The organism is Pseudomonas sp. RIT357 (assembly GCF_000632245.1).
Lineage (GTDB): Bacteria > Pseudomonadota > Gammaproteobacteria > Pseudomonadales > Pseudomonadaceae > Aquipseudomonas > Aquipseudomonas sivasensis.
In genome coordinates this window covers 19,868-34,740 of the sequence record NZ_JFYX01000025.1, presented here as the reverse complement: position 1 = coordinate 34,740, position 14,873 = coordinate 19,868, and the positions used below count along the sequence as shown (strand labels likewise).

General features: G+C 61.5%; 12 protein-coding genes. 9 read left to right on the top strand and 3 right to left on the bottom strand.

Annotated elements, in window-relative coordinates; genetic code table 11:
- Positions 1 to 677: 677 nt before the first annotated feature.
- Positions 678 to 842, bottom strand: a complete 165-nt coding sequence (locus BW43_RS28830) for a hypothetical protein (RefSeq protein WP_155989974.1) — start codon at positions 840 to 842, stop codon at positions 678 to 680.
- A 116-nt stretch (positions 843 to 958) separates the two neighbouring features.
- On the opposite strand from BW43_RS28830, the gene BW43_RS10340 reads away from it, so the two are divergent.
- The 3 genes from BW43_RS10340 (at position 959) to BW43_RS10350 (ending at position 4,770) form a co-directional block, all read left to right on the top strand.
- On the top strand, positions 959 to 1,759 hold the full coding sequence (locus BW43_RS10340; protein WP_032888248.1) for a glucose 1-dehydrogenase: 801 nt from the start codon (positions 959 to 961) through the stop codon (positions 1,757 to 1,759).
- Entirely contained in the window at positions 1,752 to 3,593 is a 1,842-nt protein-coding gene (locus BW43_RS10345; protein ID WP_032888246.1) for a glycoside hydrolase family 15 protein, read from the top strand. Before BW43_RS10340 ends, BW43_RS10345 begins: the two co-directional genes overlap by 8 nt.
- Before the next feature lie 271 nt (positions 3,594 to 3,864).
- A complete protein-coding gene (locus tag BW43_RS10350; protein WP_032888244.1) occupies positions 3,865 to 4,770 on the top strand; it encodes an alpha/beta fold hydrolase in 906 nt (301 codons plus the stop codon).
- A gap of 148 nt (positions 4,771 to 4,918) precedes the next feature.
- Here BW43_RS10350 and BW43_RS10355 read toward each other — a convergent pair whose 3' ends face one another.
- Positions 4,919 to 5,887, bottom strand: coding sequence for a GlxA family transcriptional regulator (locus tag BW43_RS10355; RefSeq protein WP_032888242.1), 969 nt, complete (start codon positions 5,885 to 5,887; stop codon positions 4,919 to 4,921).
- A 90-nt stretch (positions 5,888 to 5,977) separates the two neighbouring features.
- Here BW43_RS10355 and inhA point away from each other — a divergent pair, with 90 nt between their 5' ends.
- Positions 5,978 to 6,658, top strand: coding sequence for an isonitrile hydratase (gene inhA / locus BW43_RS10360; RefSeq protein WP_032888239.1), 681 nt, complete (start codon positions 5,978 to 5,980; stop codon positions 6,656 to 6,658).
- A 51-nt stretch (positions 6,659 to 6,709) separates the two neighbouring features.
- Here inhA and BW43_RS10365 read toward each other — a convergent pair whose 3' ends face one another.
- Positions 6,710 to 7,339: a LysE family translocator gene (locus BW43_RS10365; RefSeq protein WP_032888237.1), complete on the bottom strand. Its 630-nt coding sequence runs from the start codon at positions 7,337 to 7,339 to the stop codon at positions 6,710 to 6,712.
- Positions 7,340 to 7,497: 158 nt separating this feature from the next.
- On the opposite strand from BW43_RS10365, the gene BW43_RS10370 reads away from it, so the two are divergent.
- The 5 genes from BW43_RS10370 (at position 7,498) to BW43_RS10390 (ending at position 14,873) form a co-directional block, all read left to right on the top strand.
- Positions 7,498 to 8,013: a sigma-70 family RNA polymerase sigma factor gene (locus BW43_RS10370; protein ID WP_032888235.1), complete on the top strand. Its 516-nt coding sequence runs from the start codon at positions 7,498 to 7,500 to the stop codon at positions 8,011 to 8,013.
- On the top strand, positions 8,000 to 8,950 hold the full coding sequence (locus tag BW43_RS10375) for a FecR domain-containing protein (RefSeq protein ID WP_032888233.1): 951 nt from the start codon (positions 8,000 to 8,002) through the stop codon (positions 8,948 to 8,950). The genes BW43_RS10370 and BW43_RS10375 overlap by 14 nt, the downstream gene beginning before the upstream one ends.
- Before the next feature lie 105 nt (positions 8,951 to 9,055).
- Positions 9,056 to 11,542: a TonB-dependent receptor gene (locus BW43_RS10380; RefSeq protein ID WP_032888231.1), complete on the top strand. Its 2,487-nt coding sequence runs from the start codon at positions 9,056 to 9,058 to the stop codon at positions 11,540 to 11,542.
- A gap of 431 nt (positions 11,543 to 11,973) precedes the next feature.
- Positions 11,974 to 13,413, top strand: a complete 1,440-nt coding sequence (locus BW43_RS10385; RefSeq protein ID WP_032888229.1) for an undecaprenyl-phosphate glucose phosphotransferase — start codon at positions 11,974 to 11,976, stop codon at positions 13,411 to 13,413.
- Positions 13,413 to 14,873, top strand: a complete 1,461-nt coding sequence (locus tag BW43_RS10390; RefSeq protein WP_032888227.1) for a mannose-1-phosphate guanylyltransferase/mannose-6-phosphate isomerase — start codon at positions 13,413 to 13,415, stop codon at positions 14,871 to 14,873. The genes BW43_RS10385 and BW43_RS10390 overlap by 1 nt, the downstream gene beginning before the upstream one ends.

The window sequence follows — 14,873 nt, the reverse complement described above, 5'->3', positions numbered from 1 at the left end:
GCCATGGGGGTGGATTACTACAGCCTGGATTTGGCCTCGGCGGCGGATTACTACAGCCAGGATTTGGCCTCGGTGGCGGATTGCTGCAGCCTGGGTTTGGCCTCGGTGGTGGATTGCTGCAACCGGGAAAGGGTGGTCGATAGCCGGAAAAACAATGGCCTACCCAGTGTTTGAAAGAGGTCACGAAATTCGACGTGGCCGGTGCCCTGTAAGAAGGCTCCATACGTTCAAAAGGGTTCTGACGGGCCGGCAACGACTGGCGATCGCCGAATACCGGCCCGCCCTGGCTCTCCGGCGACAGGAACCTGACGTTCGCAGCCGCGTTGCCGTTCGGGGCGGGCACCTGCCGTTCGGCGTTGCCTTGAGGCGCAACATTGTCCTGCGAACGAGCAGAGGTTGATGAAGCAGCAGCGTGTGTATCGGACATCGATACCGACATAAGTTTTCTCCATTGCGGTGGGCGCGATCTTCAGCTTGTCGCTCCAACGTAACGTCGAAGCCCATCAGCTTTCCCATGCGTGGTGCTTTCGTCGGTACCGGTTCCTGTGTCAGCCGCAATATGCGCTGCATGGATGTAAGAAATAGCCAAAAAAATCAAAGCCCCTCGCTGAGCTGCGACTTTTCCCAAACGATACGGGTCAGAACCCGACGCTGGCCTGTAAAAAGAACGTACACGGCTAGCCCAGGTACAACCCCGCGATGTTGTCGCTGGAGCGGGTGTAGTGCTGCTGGTCGAACTCATAGTGGTGTTCTGAGTTCTCAGTGCGCCACGCGTCGAAACGCTGGCGCTCGATGGCGTCCACATTGCGCGCGGTTTGATACGGATACGTGGATATAAGCACCCGCACAACAACCAGTGTGAGTCGGCTCAATTTCTCCCAGCTACCACACGGATGAACTTCCGTTGCGCGCCATCAGTCAGCTAATTGAACTCATGAATTAAAAGGCTGGGTGGGCAATGCACATCTCGTTAGAGCAACAAGTGGCACTGGTGACGGGCGCCAGTTCCGGAATCGGTGCTGGTGCGGCCAAGGCCCTGGCTCAGGCCGGGGCTGCCGTGGTGCTGAACTACAACCGCCAGGCCGCCCCCGCCGAAGCGCTGGCGGCGCAGATCAACGCCGACGGCGGGCGGGCGATTGCCATTGGCGCCGACGTGTCCAAAGAGGCCGATGTAGAACGGCTGTTTGCCCAGACCCTCGATGCGTTTGGCCACTTGGATATCCTGGTGGCCAACTCCGGCATGCAGAAGGACGCTGCCGTGGTCGACATGACCCTCGACGATTGGAACAGCGTGATCGGCGTCAACCTCACCGGCCAGTTCCTCTGTGCCCGCGCTGCCCTGCGTATCTTCAACCGCCAGGGCATCCGTGAAGGCGTGTCCCGGGCGGCGGGCAAAATCATCCATATGAGCTCGGTGCACCAACTGATCCCTTGGGCCGGGCATGTGAATTACGCCGCGTCCAAAGGCGGCGTGGAAATGCTGATGCGCAGCCTTGCCCAAGAGGTCAGCGAGCAGCGCATCCGCATCAATGGGATTGCGCCAGGGGCGATTCGGACGGCGATCAACCGCGCAGCCACCGAAGGCGCGGCGGAAAAAGAACTGCTCAAGTTGATCCCGTATGGCCGGGTCGGCGATGTGGAAGACGTCGCCAACGCCGTGGTCTGGCTGGCCAGCGATGCCTCCGACTATGTGGTCGGCAGTACCTTGTTCATTGACGGCGGCATGAGCCTATATCCGGAGTTTCGTGACAATGGTTGATTTGAAAAAGGTTGATTTGAGAAACGAACCACAGAGCGCCATTGACGCCCACGGCATCATCGGCGACATGCGCAGCGCGGCGCTGGTTAACGATAAAGGCAGCATCGATTTTTTCTGCTGGCCGGAATTCGACAGCCCCTCGATCTTTTGCTCGCTGCTCGACACCCCCGATGCCGGTATCTTCCAACTCGCCCCGGATTTGCCCAACGCCCGCCGCGAGCAGATCTACCTGCCCGACACCAACGTGCTGCAAACCCGCTGGCTCAGCGATGAAGCCGTGGTGGAAATCACGGACCTGCTGACCATCAGCGAAGAAGCCGATGACCTGCCACTGTTGATCCGCCGGGTACGCGTGGTCAGCGGCCAAGCTAACATTCACCTGCGCTGCGCCGTGCGCCATGACTACGCACGCACGCCAACCGCCGCCTCCCTCGATAACGGCACCGTGTGCTTCAGCGCCGACGGCCAGCCTGGCCTGCGTTTGTCCAGCAGCCATCCACTGCAACTCGAAGACAACACTGCCGTGGCGAGCTTTACCCTGACTCAGGAAGAAGGCGCCGAATTTGTCCTCGGCGGCCAAAACGATGAACGCGTCGACAGCAGCTGTACCGACTTGGCGCTGGCCCACACGTTGAAGTTCTGGCGTGGCTGGATCGCCCAATCGAACTACCGTGGGCGCTGGCGCGAAATGGTCAACCGCTCGGCCCTGGCGCTGAAGCTGTTGACCTCGCGCAAACACGGCGCAATTATCGCCGCCGCCACCTTCGGGCTGCCGGAAGCACCCGGCGGCGAGCGCAACTGGGACTACCGTTACACTTGGATCCGTGACGCCTCGTTTACCGTCTATGCCTTTATGCGCTTGGGCTTCATCGACGAAGCCAATGCTTACATGCGTTGGCTCAAAGGACGCGTCAGCGACTGCTGCGGCAAGCCGACCAAAATCAACATCCTCTACGGCATCGACGGTCGTCAGGAGTTGCCAGAAACCGAGCTGGACCACTTCAGCGGCCACGGTGGCGCCCGGCCGGTGCGCATCGGCAATGAGGCCGTCGACCAGATCCAGCTGGATATTTATGGCGAGTTGATGGACGCGGTGTACTTGGTCAACAAGTACGGCGAAGCCATCTCCCACGAGGGTTGGAAACACACCGTGGAAGTCGCCGATCAGGTCTGCGAAATCTGGAACCAGAAAGATGTGGGCATCTGGGAAATGCGCGGTGAGCAGCACCACTTTCTGCATTCCCGATTGATGTGCTGGGTGGCCCTGGACCGTGCGATCCGCCTGGCCTCCAAACGCTCGCTGCCGGCGCCGTTCGCACGCTGGGACCAGACGCGCCAGGCGATCTACGCCGACATCTGGAGCAACTTCTGGAACGAAGAGCGCGGGCATTTTGTACAGCACATCGGCAGCACGGCACTGGATGGCTCGATGCTGCTGATGCCGCTGGTGCGCTTCGTCGCCGCCACCGACCCGCGCTGGTTGAGCACCCTGGAAGCAATCCAGAAAAGCCTGGTGCGCGACGGCATGGTCTACCGCTATCGCAACGACGACAGCCAGATAGACGGCCTGCAAGGCACCGAAGGCGCATTCACCGCTTGCTCGTTCTGGTACGTCGAATGCCTGGCCCGCGCCGGCCAGGTGGAAAAGGCCCACCTGGAATTCGAACAACTGCTGCGCTACGCCAACCCACTGGGGTTGTATGCCGAAGAGTTCGACAGCCAGGCGCGGCATCTGGGCAATACGCCCCAAGCGTTGAGCCATTTGGCGCTGATCAGCGCGGCGACATTCCTGGACCGTAAATTGAGTGGGGAGAAAACGGTATGGCAACCCTGAGAGGTGACCGGTAAGGCACTGACTCACTGCGGTCCAAATAGCGGCCTGTGCTCTACAAAAACGCAAAGGCTGACACATACTGCTGTGGCGAACAGGCTTGCCCCGCGCTGGGTGGCGAAACCGGCCCAATCAAAACGCCGCATTCTGCCTGACGGAACGCGGCGCCTGATTTTGGGGCCGCGTCGCAGCCCAGCGCGGGGCAAGGCCGCTCACCACAAGGGCCTTGCTTCCCTTCAAATGTGCTAACGCTGGCCAACCACGGAGCCCAACCATGACCCTGACCGCCCCATTGCTCCACGCGCAAACCTCCATGCTCGACATCGCCTATGAAGCCCACGGCCCTGCGAACGGTGAGCCGGTGATCCTGCTGCATGGTTTCCCTTACGACCCGCGCGCTTACGACGCCATTGCCCCGGTGCTCGCCGGGCGCGGCTGCCGGGTGTTGGTGCCGTACCTGCGCGGTTATGGCCCCACGCGTTTTATCAACGCGCAGGTAATGCGTTCCGGGCAACAGGCCGCGTTAGCCAAGGATCTGCTGGAGTTCATGGATACGCTGGGTATCGCGCAAGCCACGCTGGCGGGTTATGACTGGGGTGGGCGCGCCGCGTGTATCGTCGCCGCGCTGTGGCCGCAGCGGGTGCGCGGGCTGGTGACCGGGGATGGCTACAACATCCAGAACATCGCCAAGTCGCTCAAGCCTCGGGCGCCGGTGACGGAGCATCGGTTGTGGTACCAGTATTACTTTCACACCCAGCGCGGTGTGGACGGGTTGACCGCCAACCGTCGCGAGCTCTGCCAATTGCTATGGGCGCTGTGGTCGCCGTCATGGGCCGAGGGGCCGGACCTGTATGGGCAGACGGCGCCGTCCTTCGATAACCCGGACTTTGTCGAGGTGGTGATTCACTCTTACCGCCACCGTTTCATGTATGCGCCCGGCGATCCGGCGCTGGAAGCCATCGAGCAGGCGTTGGCGATGCAACCGGCGATCTCGGTCCCGAGCATCTCGTTGTGCGGTGCCGATGACGGCGTAGGCCCACCGCCGGAAGAGGACGATGACGTGGAGCACTTCAGCGGTTTTTACCGACGTCAGGTGTTGCCCGGCGTGGGCCACAATATTCCCCAGGAAGCACCGCAGGCGACCCTGTCAGCGATCATCGAGCTACTCGATAGGGCTTAAGGCACTGCGGCAATCCTGAAGCTGAACACGCTGCCCTGCCCCTCCTCGCTCTCAGCTCGGAGGGCGCCGCCGTAGGCTTCGATAAAAACCCCGCCCGCTGTGGGTGGGAGGCCAACATAGCACCTTGGTTCAACGGTGTACTTTTCGTTCAGGCCAGTGCGCAAAAGCGTTCGCGGTAGGCCTGGGGCGTGACCGACAAGGCCCGCAAAAAGCTGCGGCGCAGGGTTTCTTCACTGCCAAAACCGCACTGCACGGCGATACGTTTGATTGACGCATTGCTGTCTGCCAATTGCCGGCGGGCGGTTTCGACGCGGATCAGCTCGACGGCGCGCGCTGGGGTTTGCCCGGTTTCGGCGCGGTAGTGGCGCACAAAGCTGCGCTCGCTCATGCCGGCCTGGGCGGCCAGGGTCGGGATGTTCAATTCCAAAGTGAGGTTTTCGGCCATCCAGGCGTGGAGTTCTGCGAAGCGGCTGTCGCCCTTTTGCAGGGACAGGGTCACGCTGAACTGCGATTGGCCGCCGGGGCGCTTGAGAAACACCACCAGGTGCCGCGCCACTTCCAGCGCTACCGCGCCGCCGAGATCTTCTTCCACCAAGGCCAGGCAAAGGTCGATGCCGGCGGTGACACCGGCCGACGTCCACACGGCGCCCTGCTGGATGAAGATCGGATTGGACTCCACCGTCAGCGAAGGAAACCGGCGCGCCAATTCCTCGCAGCGCGTCCAGTGAGTCGCCACGCGACAGCCATCGAGCATGCCGCTGGCGGCCAGCAAAAATGCGCCCGTGCACACCGAGGTCATGCGTCGGGTATGCCGGGCCTTTTCCCGAACCCAGTCCACCAGCGCCAAGTCTTCGGAGGCGCCATAAACGCCCCAGCCGCCAGCGATTACCAAGGTATCGCAAGGCGCATCGACGGCGGGCAGCGGTTCGGCTACCAGGGCCAGCCCGGCAGAGGTCATCACCGGCGCGCTTTGAGCAGCGATCACCGAGACCGCATAAGGCAGTGGCAGGCCGCGCTGGCGGGCCAAGTCATTGGCGGAAGCGAACACCTGCAACGGCCCGGTCACGTCAAGCACTTGGGCGTTATCGAAAGCGAGGACGTGGACAATTCTGGGCATGATTGGCGTAATTCGTGGGGTCAATGGCGTATTCGCCAAAGCCTAGGCCTCTAGAGTGAAGCCGTCCACCTCTTTATCGGAGCATCCTTGATGACCTTGCAGATCGGCTTTGTGTTGTTTCCCGGCATCCAGCAACTGGACCTGACCGGCCCCTATGACGTGCTGGGTTCGCTGCCGGACGTGAAATTGCACCTGGTGTGGAAAGACCTGGCGCCGGTCACCTCCAGCACTGGGTTGGTGTTTACACCGACCACCACCTACGCCGACTGCCCCAACCTGGATGTGCTCTGCGTGCCCGGCGGTTCCGGCGTGGGTGCGCTGATGGAAGACCCGGCCACCCTGGATTTCCTCAAGACCCAGGCCCAGACCGCACGCTATGTGACCTCGGTGTGCACCGGCTCGCTGGTACTCGGCGCGGCGGGTCTGCTGCGCGGCCGCAAGGCCACCACCCACTGGGCCTACCACGACATGCTCGCCCCCCTCGGTGCTATCCCGGTGCAGGAGCGCGTAGTGCGTGACGGCAACCTGTTTACCGGGGGTGGAATCACCGCGGGGATCGACTTCGCGCTGGTGCTGGCGGCCGAGTTATACAGCGAAGCGGCGGCGCAACTGGTGCAGTTGCAGATCGAATATGCACCGGCACCGCCGTTCGATTCGGGCAGCCCGCAGACGGCGCCTGCGCATGTCCTGGAAGAGGCGAAGAAGCGCACGCTGGAATCGCGCAGGGTGCGCGGTGAGATCACCGCACGGGCGGCGGCGCGGTTGGGCTGACATGGACGCGCGCCGCTAGCTCTTGCCTGGCGTGCTCCCCGCCACCCAAGATCAGTTGGGACGAGACATCACCGCCAGGCGCACCGCCAGCAGCATCAGTACCGTCGCCAGGCCCCACTTCTGCAGCCAGGCGCTGTTTGAACGCCTGGCAAAGAATCGGCTGAGCGCCCCGCCAAAACACCCCAGCAGTACGTGAAATACACCGGCAATCACGGTCAGCACCCCGCCGAGCACCATCAGCTGCATGGCAATGGGCCCGGCCTCGGGCCTTACGAACTGCGGCAGGAATACCAGAAAAAACAGCAACGCCTTAGGGTTGAGCAAGCTGTTGAGCATCGCCTGCCAACAGACTTGGCCCAAGGCCACACGGTTGATGTGAGCCATGTCCAGGCCAGGGCTTTTCTGCAAGGTCTTGAACACCAGCCACAGCAGGTAGATCACTCCCGCATAGCGGATCACATCAAAGGATGGCGGCCAACTGGCGACCAGCGCCGTCACCCCGCTGGCGGTCAATACCGTCAGCAGCAGGTCCGCCACACAGATGCCCAACGCCGACGCCATTGCTCCGCGCCAGCCGTGGGTCACGCCATGGCTGATGACAAAAGCCATGTTCGGCCCCGGTGATAGCAACAACAGCACCACGGCACCGGAAAATATCGCCAGGGTCGCCACGTCGATCATGCTCAGCCCTCCACCAGGAAAGCCCGCAGACTAATCGGCGCGCCTTGGGCAAACAAAAAATTGTGCTGGATACATTGCTTGCCAGTGATTGCTCAACGCCACGACCAACGTCTAGAATGCGAAACATTATCAATTAAGACTGCTGCGCCAGGATGCCCATGTCGAGCGATCACCCACTGGACCATGCCGCCATCGGCCAGCTGTACCATGCCCATCATTCGTGGTTGCGCGGCTGGTTGAGTCGGCGCACCGGTTGCCGTGAGCATGCCGCCGACCTGGCCCAGGAAACCTTCGTGCGCCTGCTCAATGCGCGCAAGCAGCAGACGGTGCAGCAGCCGCGCGCGTACCTGAGCAGCATCGCGCGCAGCCTGATGATCGACCAGTACCGGCGCCGTGAACTGGAGCGTGCCTACCTCGAAAGCCTCGCGCATTTTCCGCAGGCTGAAGTGCCGTCGGAGGAAACCCGGCGGCTGATCCTCGACAGCCTCGAACGTATCGACCGCCTGCTCGACCAACTCAAGCCGCGCGTGCGCGAAGCGTTCCTGTTGGCCCAACTTGATGGCCTGACCTGCGCCCAGATCGCCCTGCGTCTGGGCGTGTCCAAAGCGACCGTGGAGCGCGACCTGTCCAAGGCGCTGCACGCCTGTTATCGGTTGCGTTATGCCGAACTATGACCCGCGCCTCGTAGACCAGGCCATCCAGTGGATGATCACGCTGCGCTTCAACACAGCCGACGACGCCAGCACCGCCGCATTTGACCGCTGGCTGCACACCAGCGCCGAACACCAGCAAGTGTGGCAGCGGGTGGCGACGATGAATGACGACTTCAGCCAACTACCGGCCCAGGTCGGGCGCCATGCCCTGCGGGGTGCGCGCCAACGCATCAGCCGTCGTGATGGCTTGAAACTGCTCGGGCTGATGGCCGGCGCAGCCGGTTTGACCTGGCTTGGCCGCGACTACACGCCGCTGCCGGCCCTGATGGCCGATTACCGTACCGTCACCGGCGAACGACGCTGGGTGGCGCTGAACGATGGCAGCAACATCCAGCTCAACAGCGCCAGCGCTTTCGATACGGCGTTCAATCAAGAGCGGCGCCTGGTGCACCTGCGCCAGGGTGAAATCCTGGTCAATACCGGCGTCGACAGCCGACCTTTCTGGGTGCAGACCCGCGACGGTTACTTGCGCGCCATTGGCACCCGCTTCCTGGTACGCGAAGACGCCCAAGGCACATTGCTCGCCGTGCAACAGGGCAGCGTGGCGCTGTTTGCCGACCGTCACGACACCCACGCACAGCAGTTGATAAAGCCGGGCGAACAGGTGCTGTTCGACCGCAATGGCATCCGCCCTCCCCTCGCCAATGGACTCGACCCTTGGGCCTGGAGCGATGGCGTGATCAGCGCCCACAACATGCGCCTGGATGACTTCCTCGCCGAGCTGGGCCGCTATCGAAACGGCCTGCTGCGGTGCAGCGAAGCGGTGGCCGGGATGCGCGTGTCGGGCACCTATCAGTTGGACGATACCGATCAAGTGCTCAGCCTGGTGGCGCATTCACTCAAGGTCGACGTCACCTACCGCAGCCGTTATTGGGTGACTGTTTCACCCCGCGTATAACCCTTCAAAAATAAATGAGGTGAATTCGCATTACCGCTCGACCTGTTAGGAAAGGCCGATCAACAGGCCGGTTCTGTTCACTTCCTTCAGGAGCATCCCGCGGTCATGCAAGCGTTCCCCTCCCAACGTTCCCCCCTCAAGCGCGCAGCGCAGGCCGCTTTGCTCGGCGCCTGCCTGAGTGGCGCGGCTGTGCCATTGGCCGTGATGGCTCAAACCCCAGCCAGTGACATCCAGGCCCGCGACTGGCATATCGCCGCCGGCCCCCTGGCCGATGCGCTGGACCAGTTCGCCCGTCAGGCCAGTATCAGCCTGTCGTATGACGCCACCAGCGTCGCCGGCAAGGCCAGCCCAGGCCTCAACGGCCGCTTCGACCCGCAACAGGCCCTCGGCCAGTTGTTGCGAGGCCAAGGCCTGGAAGCCCAGCGCCAGGGCAACAACACGTGGTTGCTGCTGCCCGAAGTGGCCGAAACCGGCGCTCTGAACCTGGGCGCCACGATGGTCACCGGCGAGCGCTTGGGCGTCATCACCGACGGCACCGGTTCGTACACCACCGGCGCAGTGACCATTGGCAAAGGCGAACACAGCCTGAGGGAAACGCCGCAATCGGTCAGTGTGCTGACCCGCCAACTCATGGATGACCAGAACCTCACCACCATCGACGATGTGATGGAACGCACGCCGGGGATCACCACCTACGAGTCGCCCATGGGCGGCAAGTACTTCTATTCCCGTGGCTTCAAGATGCTCGGCCAATACCAGTACGACGGCGTGCCGTTGGACATGGGCAAAGACTACGTACAAGCCGACAGTTTCAGCGCCAACATGGCGATCTACGACCGAGTGGAAGTGCTCAAGGGTGCGGCCGGGATGCTAAAGGGCGCCGGCACCGCCAGCGGCGCGGTGAACTTCGTGCGCAAGCGGCCCCAGGCCAATCCCACCACCAGCCTGTCGTTGTCCGCCGGCACCTGGGACAACTACCGCGCCGACGTCGACACCGGCGGCCCGATGAATGACAGCGGTACTATTCGCGGCCGCGCAGCGATCAGCCAGCAGGAGCGCGGCTCTTACATGGACATCCAGAAGCGCCAGGACCAAGCGTTCTACGGCGCGCTGGACATCGACCTCAGCCCCGAAGCCACCCTGGGCGTCGGCGCCAGCTACGAAGACGTCGACGCCACACCGTGCTGGGGCGGCCTGCCCCGCTACGCCGATGGCAAAAGCGCCAACCTCAGCCGCTCCACCTGTCTGGGCCAGTCCTGGAACGACTGGCAAAGCCGGCGTACCACGTTCTTTGCCGACTTGACCCATCAATTCAACGATGACTGGAAACTCAAGGTGTCGGCGGTGCACAGCCGCAATCTGCAAGACACCAAGTACGCTGCCAGCGAAGGCACGATCGCCTACGGTGATCCGGCACCCACGGCCGGTTCCTATGCCGCATTGATGGACTACAACCACAAGGACTTCGGCCTCGACGCCTACGTCGATGGCACGTTCGAAGCCTTCGGCCTGGAACATGAGTTGATCCTCGGCGCCAACGGCAGCCGTGGCACTCAGGACGATGTCTACGCGATCCAGAGCCTGGCCTTGCGCCAGAGCATCTACCAACCTAATCGTCACTTCCCGGAACCGGCCGACAGCACCTTCTGGCCGAACATGTACCGTGGCGGCACGGTCAAGGAGACCGCTACCCAATACGGCACCTATGCCACATTGCGCCTGCGCCTGGCCGAGCCGCTGATGTTAATCGTCGGCAGCCGCGTCAGTTGGTACGAGAACCGTCGCCAATCCTACAACCTGGCCTGGGGCGAATGGGCTTCGCAGGATGCACGCACTCGGGAAACCGGCGAAGTCACACCGTTTGCCGCGCTGATCTACGACCTCAATGAGCACCTGTCGGTGTACGCCAGCTATGCGGATATCTTCCAGCCGCAGAGTTCCTACGCTACCGTCGACGGCGCTGCGCTCAAGCCGAAGATCGGCGACAACTACGAGTTGGGCATCAAGGGCGAATGGTTCGACGGACGCCTCAACAGCTCCCTGGCGCTGTTCCGCGCCCTTGAGAAAAACGGCGCCGAATCCGACTACACCACCCAATGCGCGACCTCAGCCGATGGCTATTGCTACACCGACAAAGGCAAGGTGCGCGCCCAGGGCATAGAGGCCGAAATCAGTGGTGAAGTGCTGGAACGCCTACAGCTGTTCGGCGGCTATACCTACACCCAGACCAAGTCCCTGAGCAACATCGAAGTCGCGAAGGAAGGTGGCGTTTCCAACACCTACGTGCCCCGCCACATGCTGCGTTTCTGGGGCGATTACCAACTCGACGGCGCGCTATCGAAATGGAGCGTCGGCACTGGGGTCAACGCCCAGAGCAGCAACTATCGTGTGCAGACCATCAAGCTCGAACAGCCCGGTTACGCCACCTGGAATGCGCGCCTGGCCTACCGCGTGGATGACACCTGGACCGTAGCGCTCAACGGCAACAATCTGTTTGATAAAACCTACTACAACACCGTGGGTACCGCCTCTTGGGGAAACTTTTATGGCGAACCGCGTAATTTTTCGGTGAGTTTGAAAGGCAACTTCTAATCCCGCGAAAGCCCCAGTGGCAAGGCACTTAGTGCGCCTTGCCACGCCCTCTTTGTCCCCCTTTCCTACCTCGTTCATAAAAAGGTTTTCCCGTTAAGCAGGAAAAATCTCACATTTATTCCTACACTCAAAAACACACCCCATCACCGAGTGTTCGGACAAGGAATGTCAATAAAATGCCGATAAAAAGACTGATTAACCCGTCTATCCTGCATACCCCGCAACATCGTCAATCCGTTGACTAGCACTATGAAGGAAACACTCCTTAAGTCACTACCCCCGCGAAAAGCATTCAAATGGATTTATTTTTTTGAATGGATAGTTGCGTATTACCCAGCGTAGCCGTAGTTCGAAGTGCCTTTAAAGCAACCCGTTGCTTTATTGAACAAACAATCGAACAAGCGCGACTGGAGTGCAATGAGGGATGTTTTATGCGAGAAAAGTCGTCCGTCGACAGTCTGTTTTTAACGCGTGCCGGTTTTGTTGAGTTCTTTGTTGTTTTCGTCAAATTCATACATGGCCTGAGCGCCATTTTGCCCCCGTTGGTCCTGGTGATTTTCATCGACCCGATGGACCCAGAGCTACGCGGTCATTTCCTCGGCCTATTGGTATTTTTCGCGGTCCTGACGATCATTCTGTTCCAGGCCCTGGGCATCTATTCCGAAGAGTTATTCAGCAACCGGCTGCGTCTGAAAACCAAGATCAAAGCCTGGTCGGCGGCGTTTTGCATCCTGCTGTTCATGTACCAGATCCTGCAGTTTTTCCCGCTATTGACCCCGCGCAACCTGGTGGCGTGGTACATCGCCAGCCTCTGCTTGTTCTGCCTGGAACGCCTGCTGATGCTGCGCCTGTACCGCCACCTGATGCGCAAGGGCAAATACCTTCAACGCACGGTGATCCTGGGCTTTACCGACACCGCCGTGCATGTGGCCGACCACCTGCAACGCAACGGCGATATCCGTTCCGGGCTGATCGGTTTTATCGACGACCGCACCGAACGCATCCCCAAAGAGTTGAGCCGCCTGCCCTTGCTGGGAAACACCCGTGACCTGGAAAAACTGATCCGCGCCGAGCAGGTCAACCAGGTGATGATCTGCCTGCCTTGGGCCGCCGAGCAGCGCATTCATGGGCTGGTCAATCGCCTGCGGCAGCTGTCGGTGAACGTGATGCTGGTGCCCGACATGGCCGCCTTGCGCTACGGCCACAGCAAAATCACCGACGTCGGCGGCATCCTGATGTTCAACACCTCGCAACTGCCGTTGCGCGGCTGGTCGCCGGTGATTAAGCGCTTGGAGGATTGCTTCCTCGCCAGCCTGGCGCTGGTGTGTCTGTCGCCGGTGATGGTGGTCACGGCGATTGCGATCAAACTCGATTCCAAGGGCCCGGTGCTGTTCCGCCAGAACCGTTACGGCTACAACGACAACGAAATCCGCGTCTTCAAGTTCCGCTCGATGTACACCGACCAGAGCGACTTCACCGCCGAACGCCAGACCACTCGCCAGGACCCACGCATCACTCGGGTGGGCCGCATCATCCGCAAGACCAGCATCGACGAGCTGCCGCAGTTGTTCAACGTGCTGCTGGGCAACATGTCGATGGTCGGCCCGCGCCCGCACGCCACGGCGACCAAGGCCGCCGGTGTCCCGTTCGAAGTGGCGGTGAGCGAGTACAGCTCGCGCCACCGCGTGAAGCCAGGCATCACCGGCTGGGCGCAGATCAATGGCTACCGGGGTGAAACCGACACGCTGTTCAAGATCCAGAAACGCGTCGAATACGACCTGGAGTACATCTCCAAATGGTCGGTGTGGTTTGACCTGTACATCGTCTTCATGACGGTCCCCGCCGTCCTTTCCACCAAGGAAGTCTATTGATGAATACCCTCAACGGATTAATTCCCTGCATCGTTTCCGGTGGTTCGGGCACACGGCTGTGGCCGGTGTCGCGACAGAACATGCCCAAGCCCTTCATGCGCATGCGTGACGGCCAGAGCCTGCTGCAAAAAACCTTTCAGCGCGCAGCCAAATTGCCTGGGGTGGAAAGCGTGCTGACGGTGACCAATCGCGACCTGCTGTTCCGCACCCTGGATGACTACCGGCCGGTCAACAACGCCCACCTGCCCCTGGACCTGCTGCTGGAACCGTTCGGCCGCAACACCGCGGCGGCCATCGCCGTGGCGGCCTTGCATGTGCAGGAATACTTCGGCGGCGACGCGCAGTTGCTGGTGATGCCCGCCGACCATTTAATCCTCAATGAAGCCGCGTTCGCCGAGGCCGTGACTCAGGCCCGCGACCTGGCCGAAGCCGGCTACCTGGTGACCTTCGGCATCCAGCCCGACCATGCAGAAACCGGCTTCGGCTACATCGAACAGGGCGAAAAACTGAGTCACGGTAACCGCGTAAAACGCTTCGTCGAGAAACCCGACCTGGCCACCGCCCAAGGCTACCTCGACGGCGGCAAGCACCTGTGGAATGCCGGCATGTTCTGCTTTAAGGCCAGCACCCTGGTAGACGAACTGGCCGCCCATGCCGCCGACGTTCTGGAAGCCGCACGCGCCGCGCTGGAGCGCAGCCAGAGCCTGCAAAACAAAACCTCGCGCCAGCGTGAATTGGACGCCGATGGCTTTGCCAGTGCGCCGGATATTTCCATCGATGTGGCACTGATGGAAAAGTCCAACCAAGTGGCCGTGGTGCCCTGTGACATTGGCTGGAGCGATATCGGCTCGTGGGAAGCCCTGCGCCAGCTCACCCCCAGCGACGCCCAGGGCAACCAGGTCAATGGCGAAGCAATTTTGCATGACGTACACAACTGCTACATCGACTCACCCAAGCGCGTATTGGGCGCCGTGGGCGTGCGCGACCTGATCATTGTCGACACCCCCGACGCCTTGCTGATCGCCGACGCCCACCGCAGCCAGGACGTGCGCTACATCGTCGCCGAGCTCAAGCGCCGGAACCATCCGGCGTACAGCCTGCACCGCACCGTCACCCGGCCGTGGGGCACCTACACAGTGTTGGAGGAAAGCAGCCGCTTCAAGATCAAGCGCATCGTGGTCAAGCCCCAGGCGTCGTTGTCGCTGCAGATGCACCACCACCGCAGCGAGCACTGGGTGGTGGTCAGCGGCGCGGCGCAGATCACCAACGGCGAGCGGGAGTTCCTGATCAACGCCAACGAGTCCACCTACATTCCGGCCGGGCACAAACACCGGCTGACCAACCCCGGCATCATCGACCTGGTGATGATCGAGGTGCAGAGCGGCGAGTACCTGGGCGAAGACGACATCGTGCGCTTCGACGACATCTACGGCCGTGCGCCTGCCGACGTGAAAAAATGA

Excerpts from the sequence above, each read along its gene's own strand:
- BW43_RS10390 (WP_032888227.1), top strand. The coding sequence starts at position 13,413 with ATGAATACCCTCAACGGATTAATTCCCTGCATCGTTTCCGGTGGTTCG.
- BW43_RS10380 (WP_032888231.1), top strand. The coding sequence starts at position 9,056 with ATGCAAGCGTTCCCCTCCCAACGTTCCCCCCTCAAGCGCGCAGCGCAG.
- BW43_RS10365 (WP_032888237.1), bottom strand. The coding sequence starts at position 7,339 with ATGATCGACGTGGCGACCCTGGCGATATTTTCCGGTGCCGTGGTGCTG.
- BW43_RS10385 (WP_032888229.1), top strand. The coding sequence starts at position 11,974 with ATGCGAGAAAAGTCGTCCGTCGACAGTCTGTTTTTAACGCGTGCCGGT.
- BW43_RS10350 (WP_032888244.1), top strand. The coding sequence starts at position 3,865 with ATGACCCTGACCGCCCCATTGCTCCACGCGCAAACCTCCATGCTCGAC.
- BW43_RS10375 (WP_032888233.1), top strand. The coding sequence starts at position 8,000 with ATGCCGAACTATGACCCGCGCCTCGTAGACCAGGCCATCCAGTGGATG.
- BW43_RS10355 (WP_032888242.1), bottom strand. The coding sequence starts at position 5,887 with ATGCCCAGAATTGTCCACGTCCTCGCTTTCGATAACGCCCAAGTGCTT.
- BW43_RS10370 (WP_032888235.1), top strand. The coding sequence starts at position 7,498 with ATGTCGAGCGATCACCCACTGGACCATGCCGCCATCGGCCAGCTGTAC.
- BW43_RS10340 (WP_032888248.1), top strand. The coding sequence starts at position 959 with ATGCACATCTCGTTAGAGCAACAAGTGGCACTGGTGACGGGCGCCAGT.
- inhA (WP_032888239.1), top strand. The coding sequence starts at position 5,978 with ATGACCTTGCAGATCGGCTTTGTGTTGTTTCCCGGCATCCAGCAACTG.
- BW43_RS10345 (WP_032888246.1), top strand. The coding sequence starts at position 1,752 with ATGGTTGATTTGAAAAAGGTTGATTTGAGAAACGAACCACAGAGCGCC.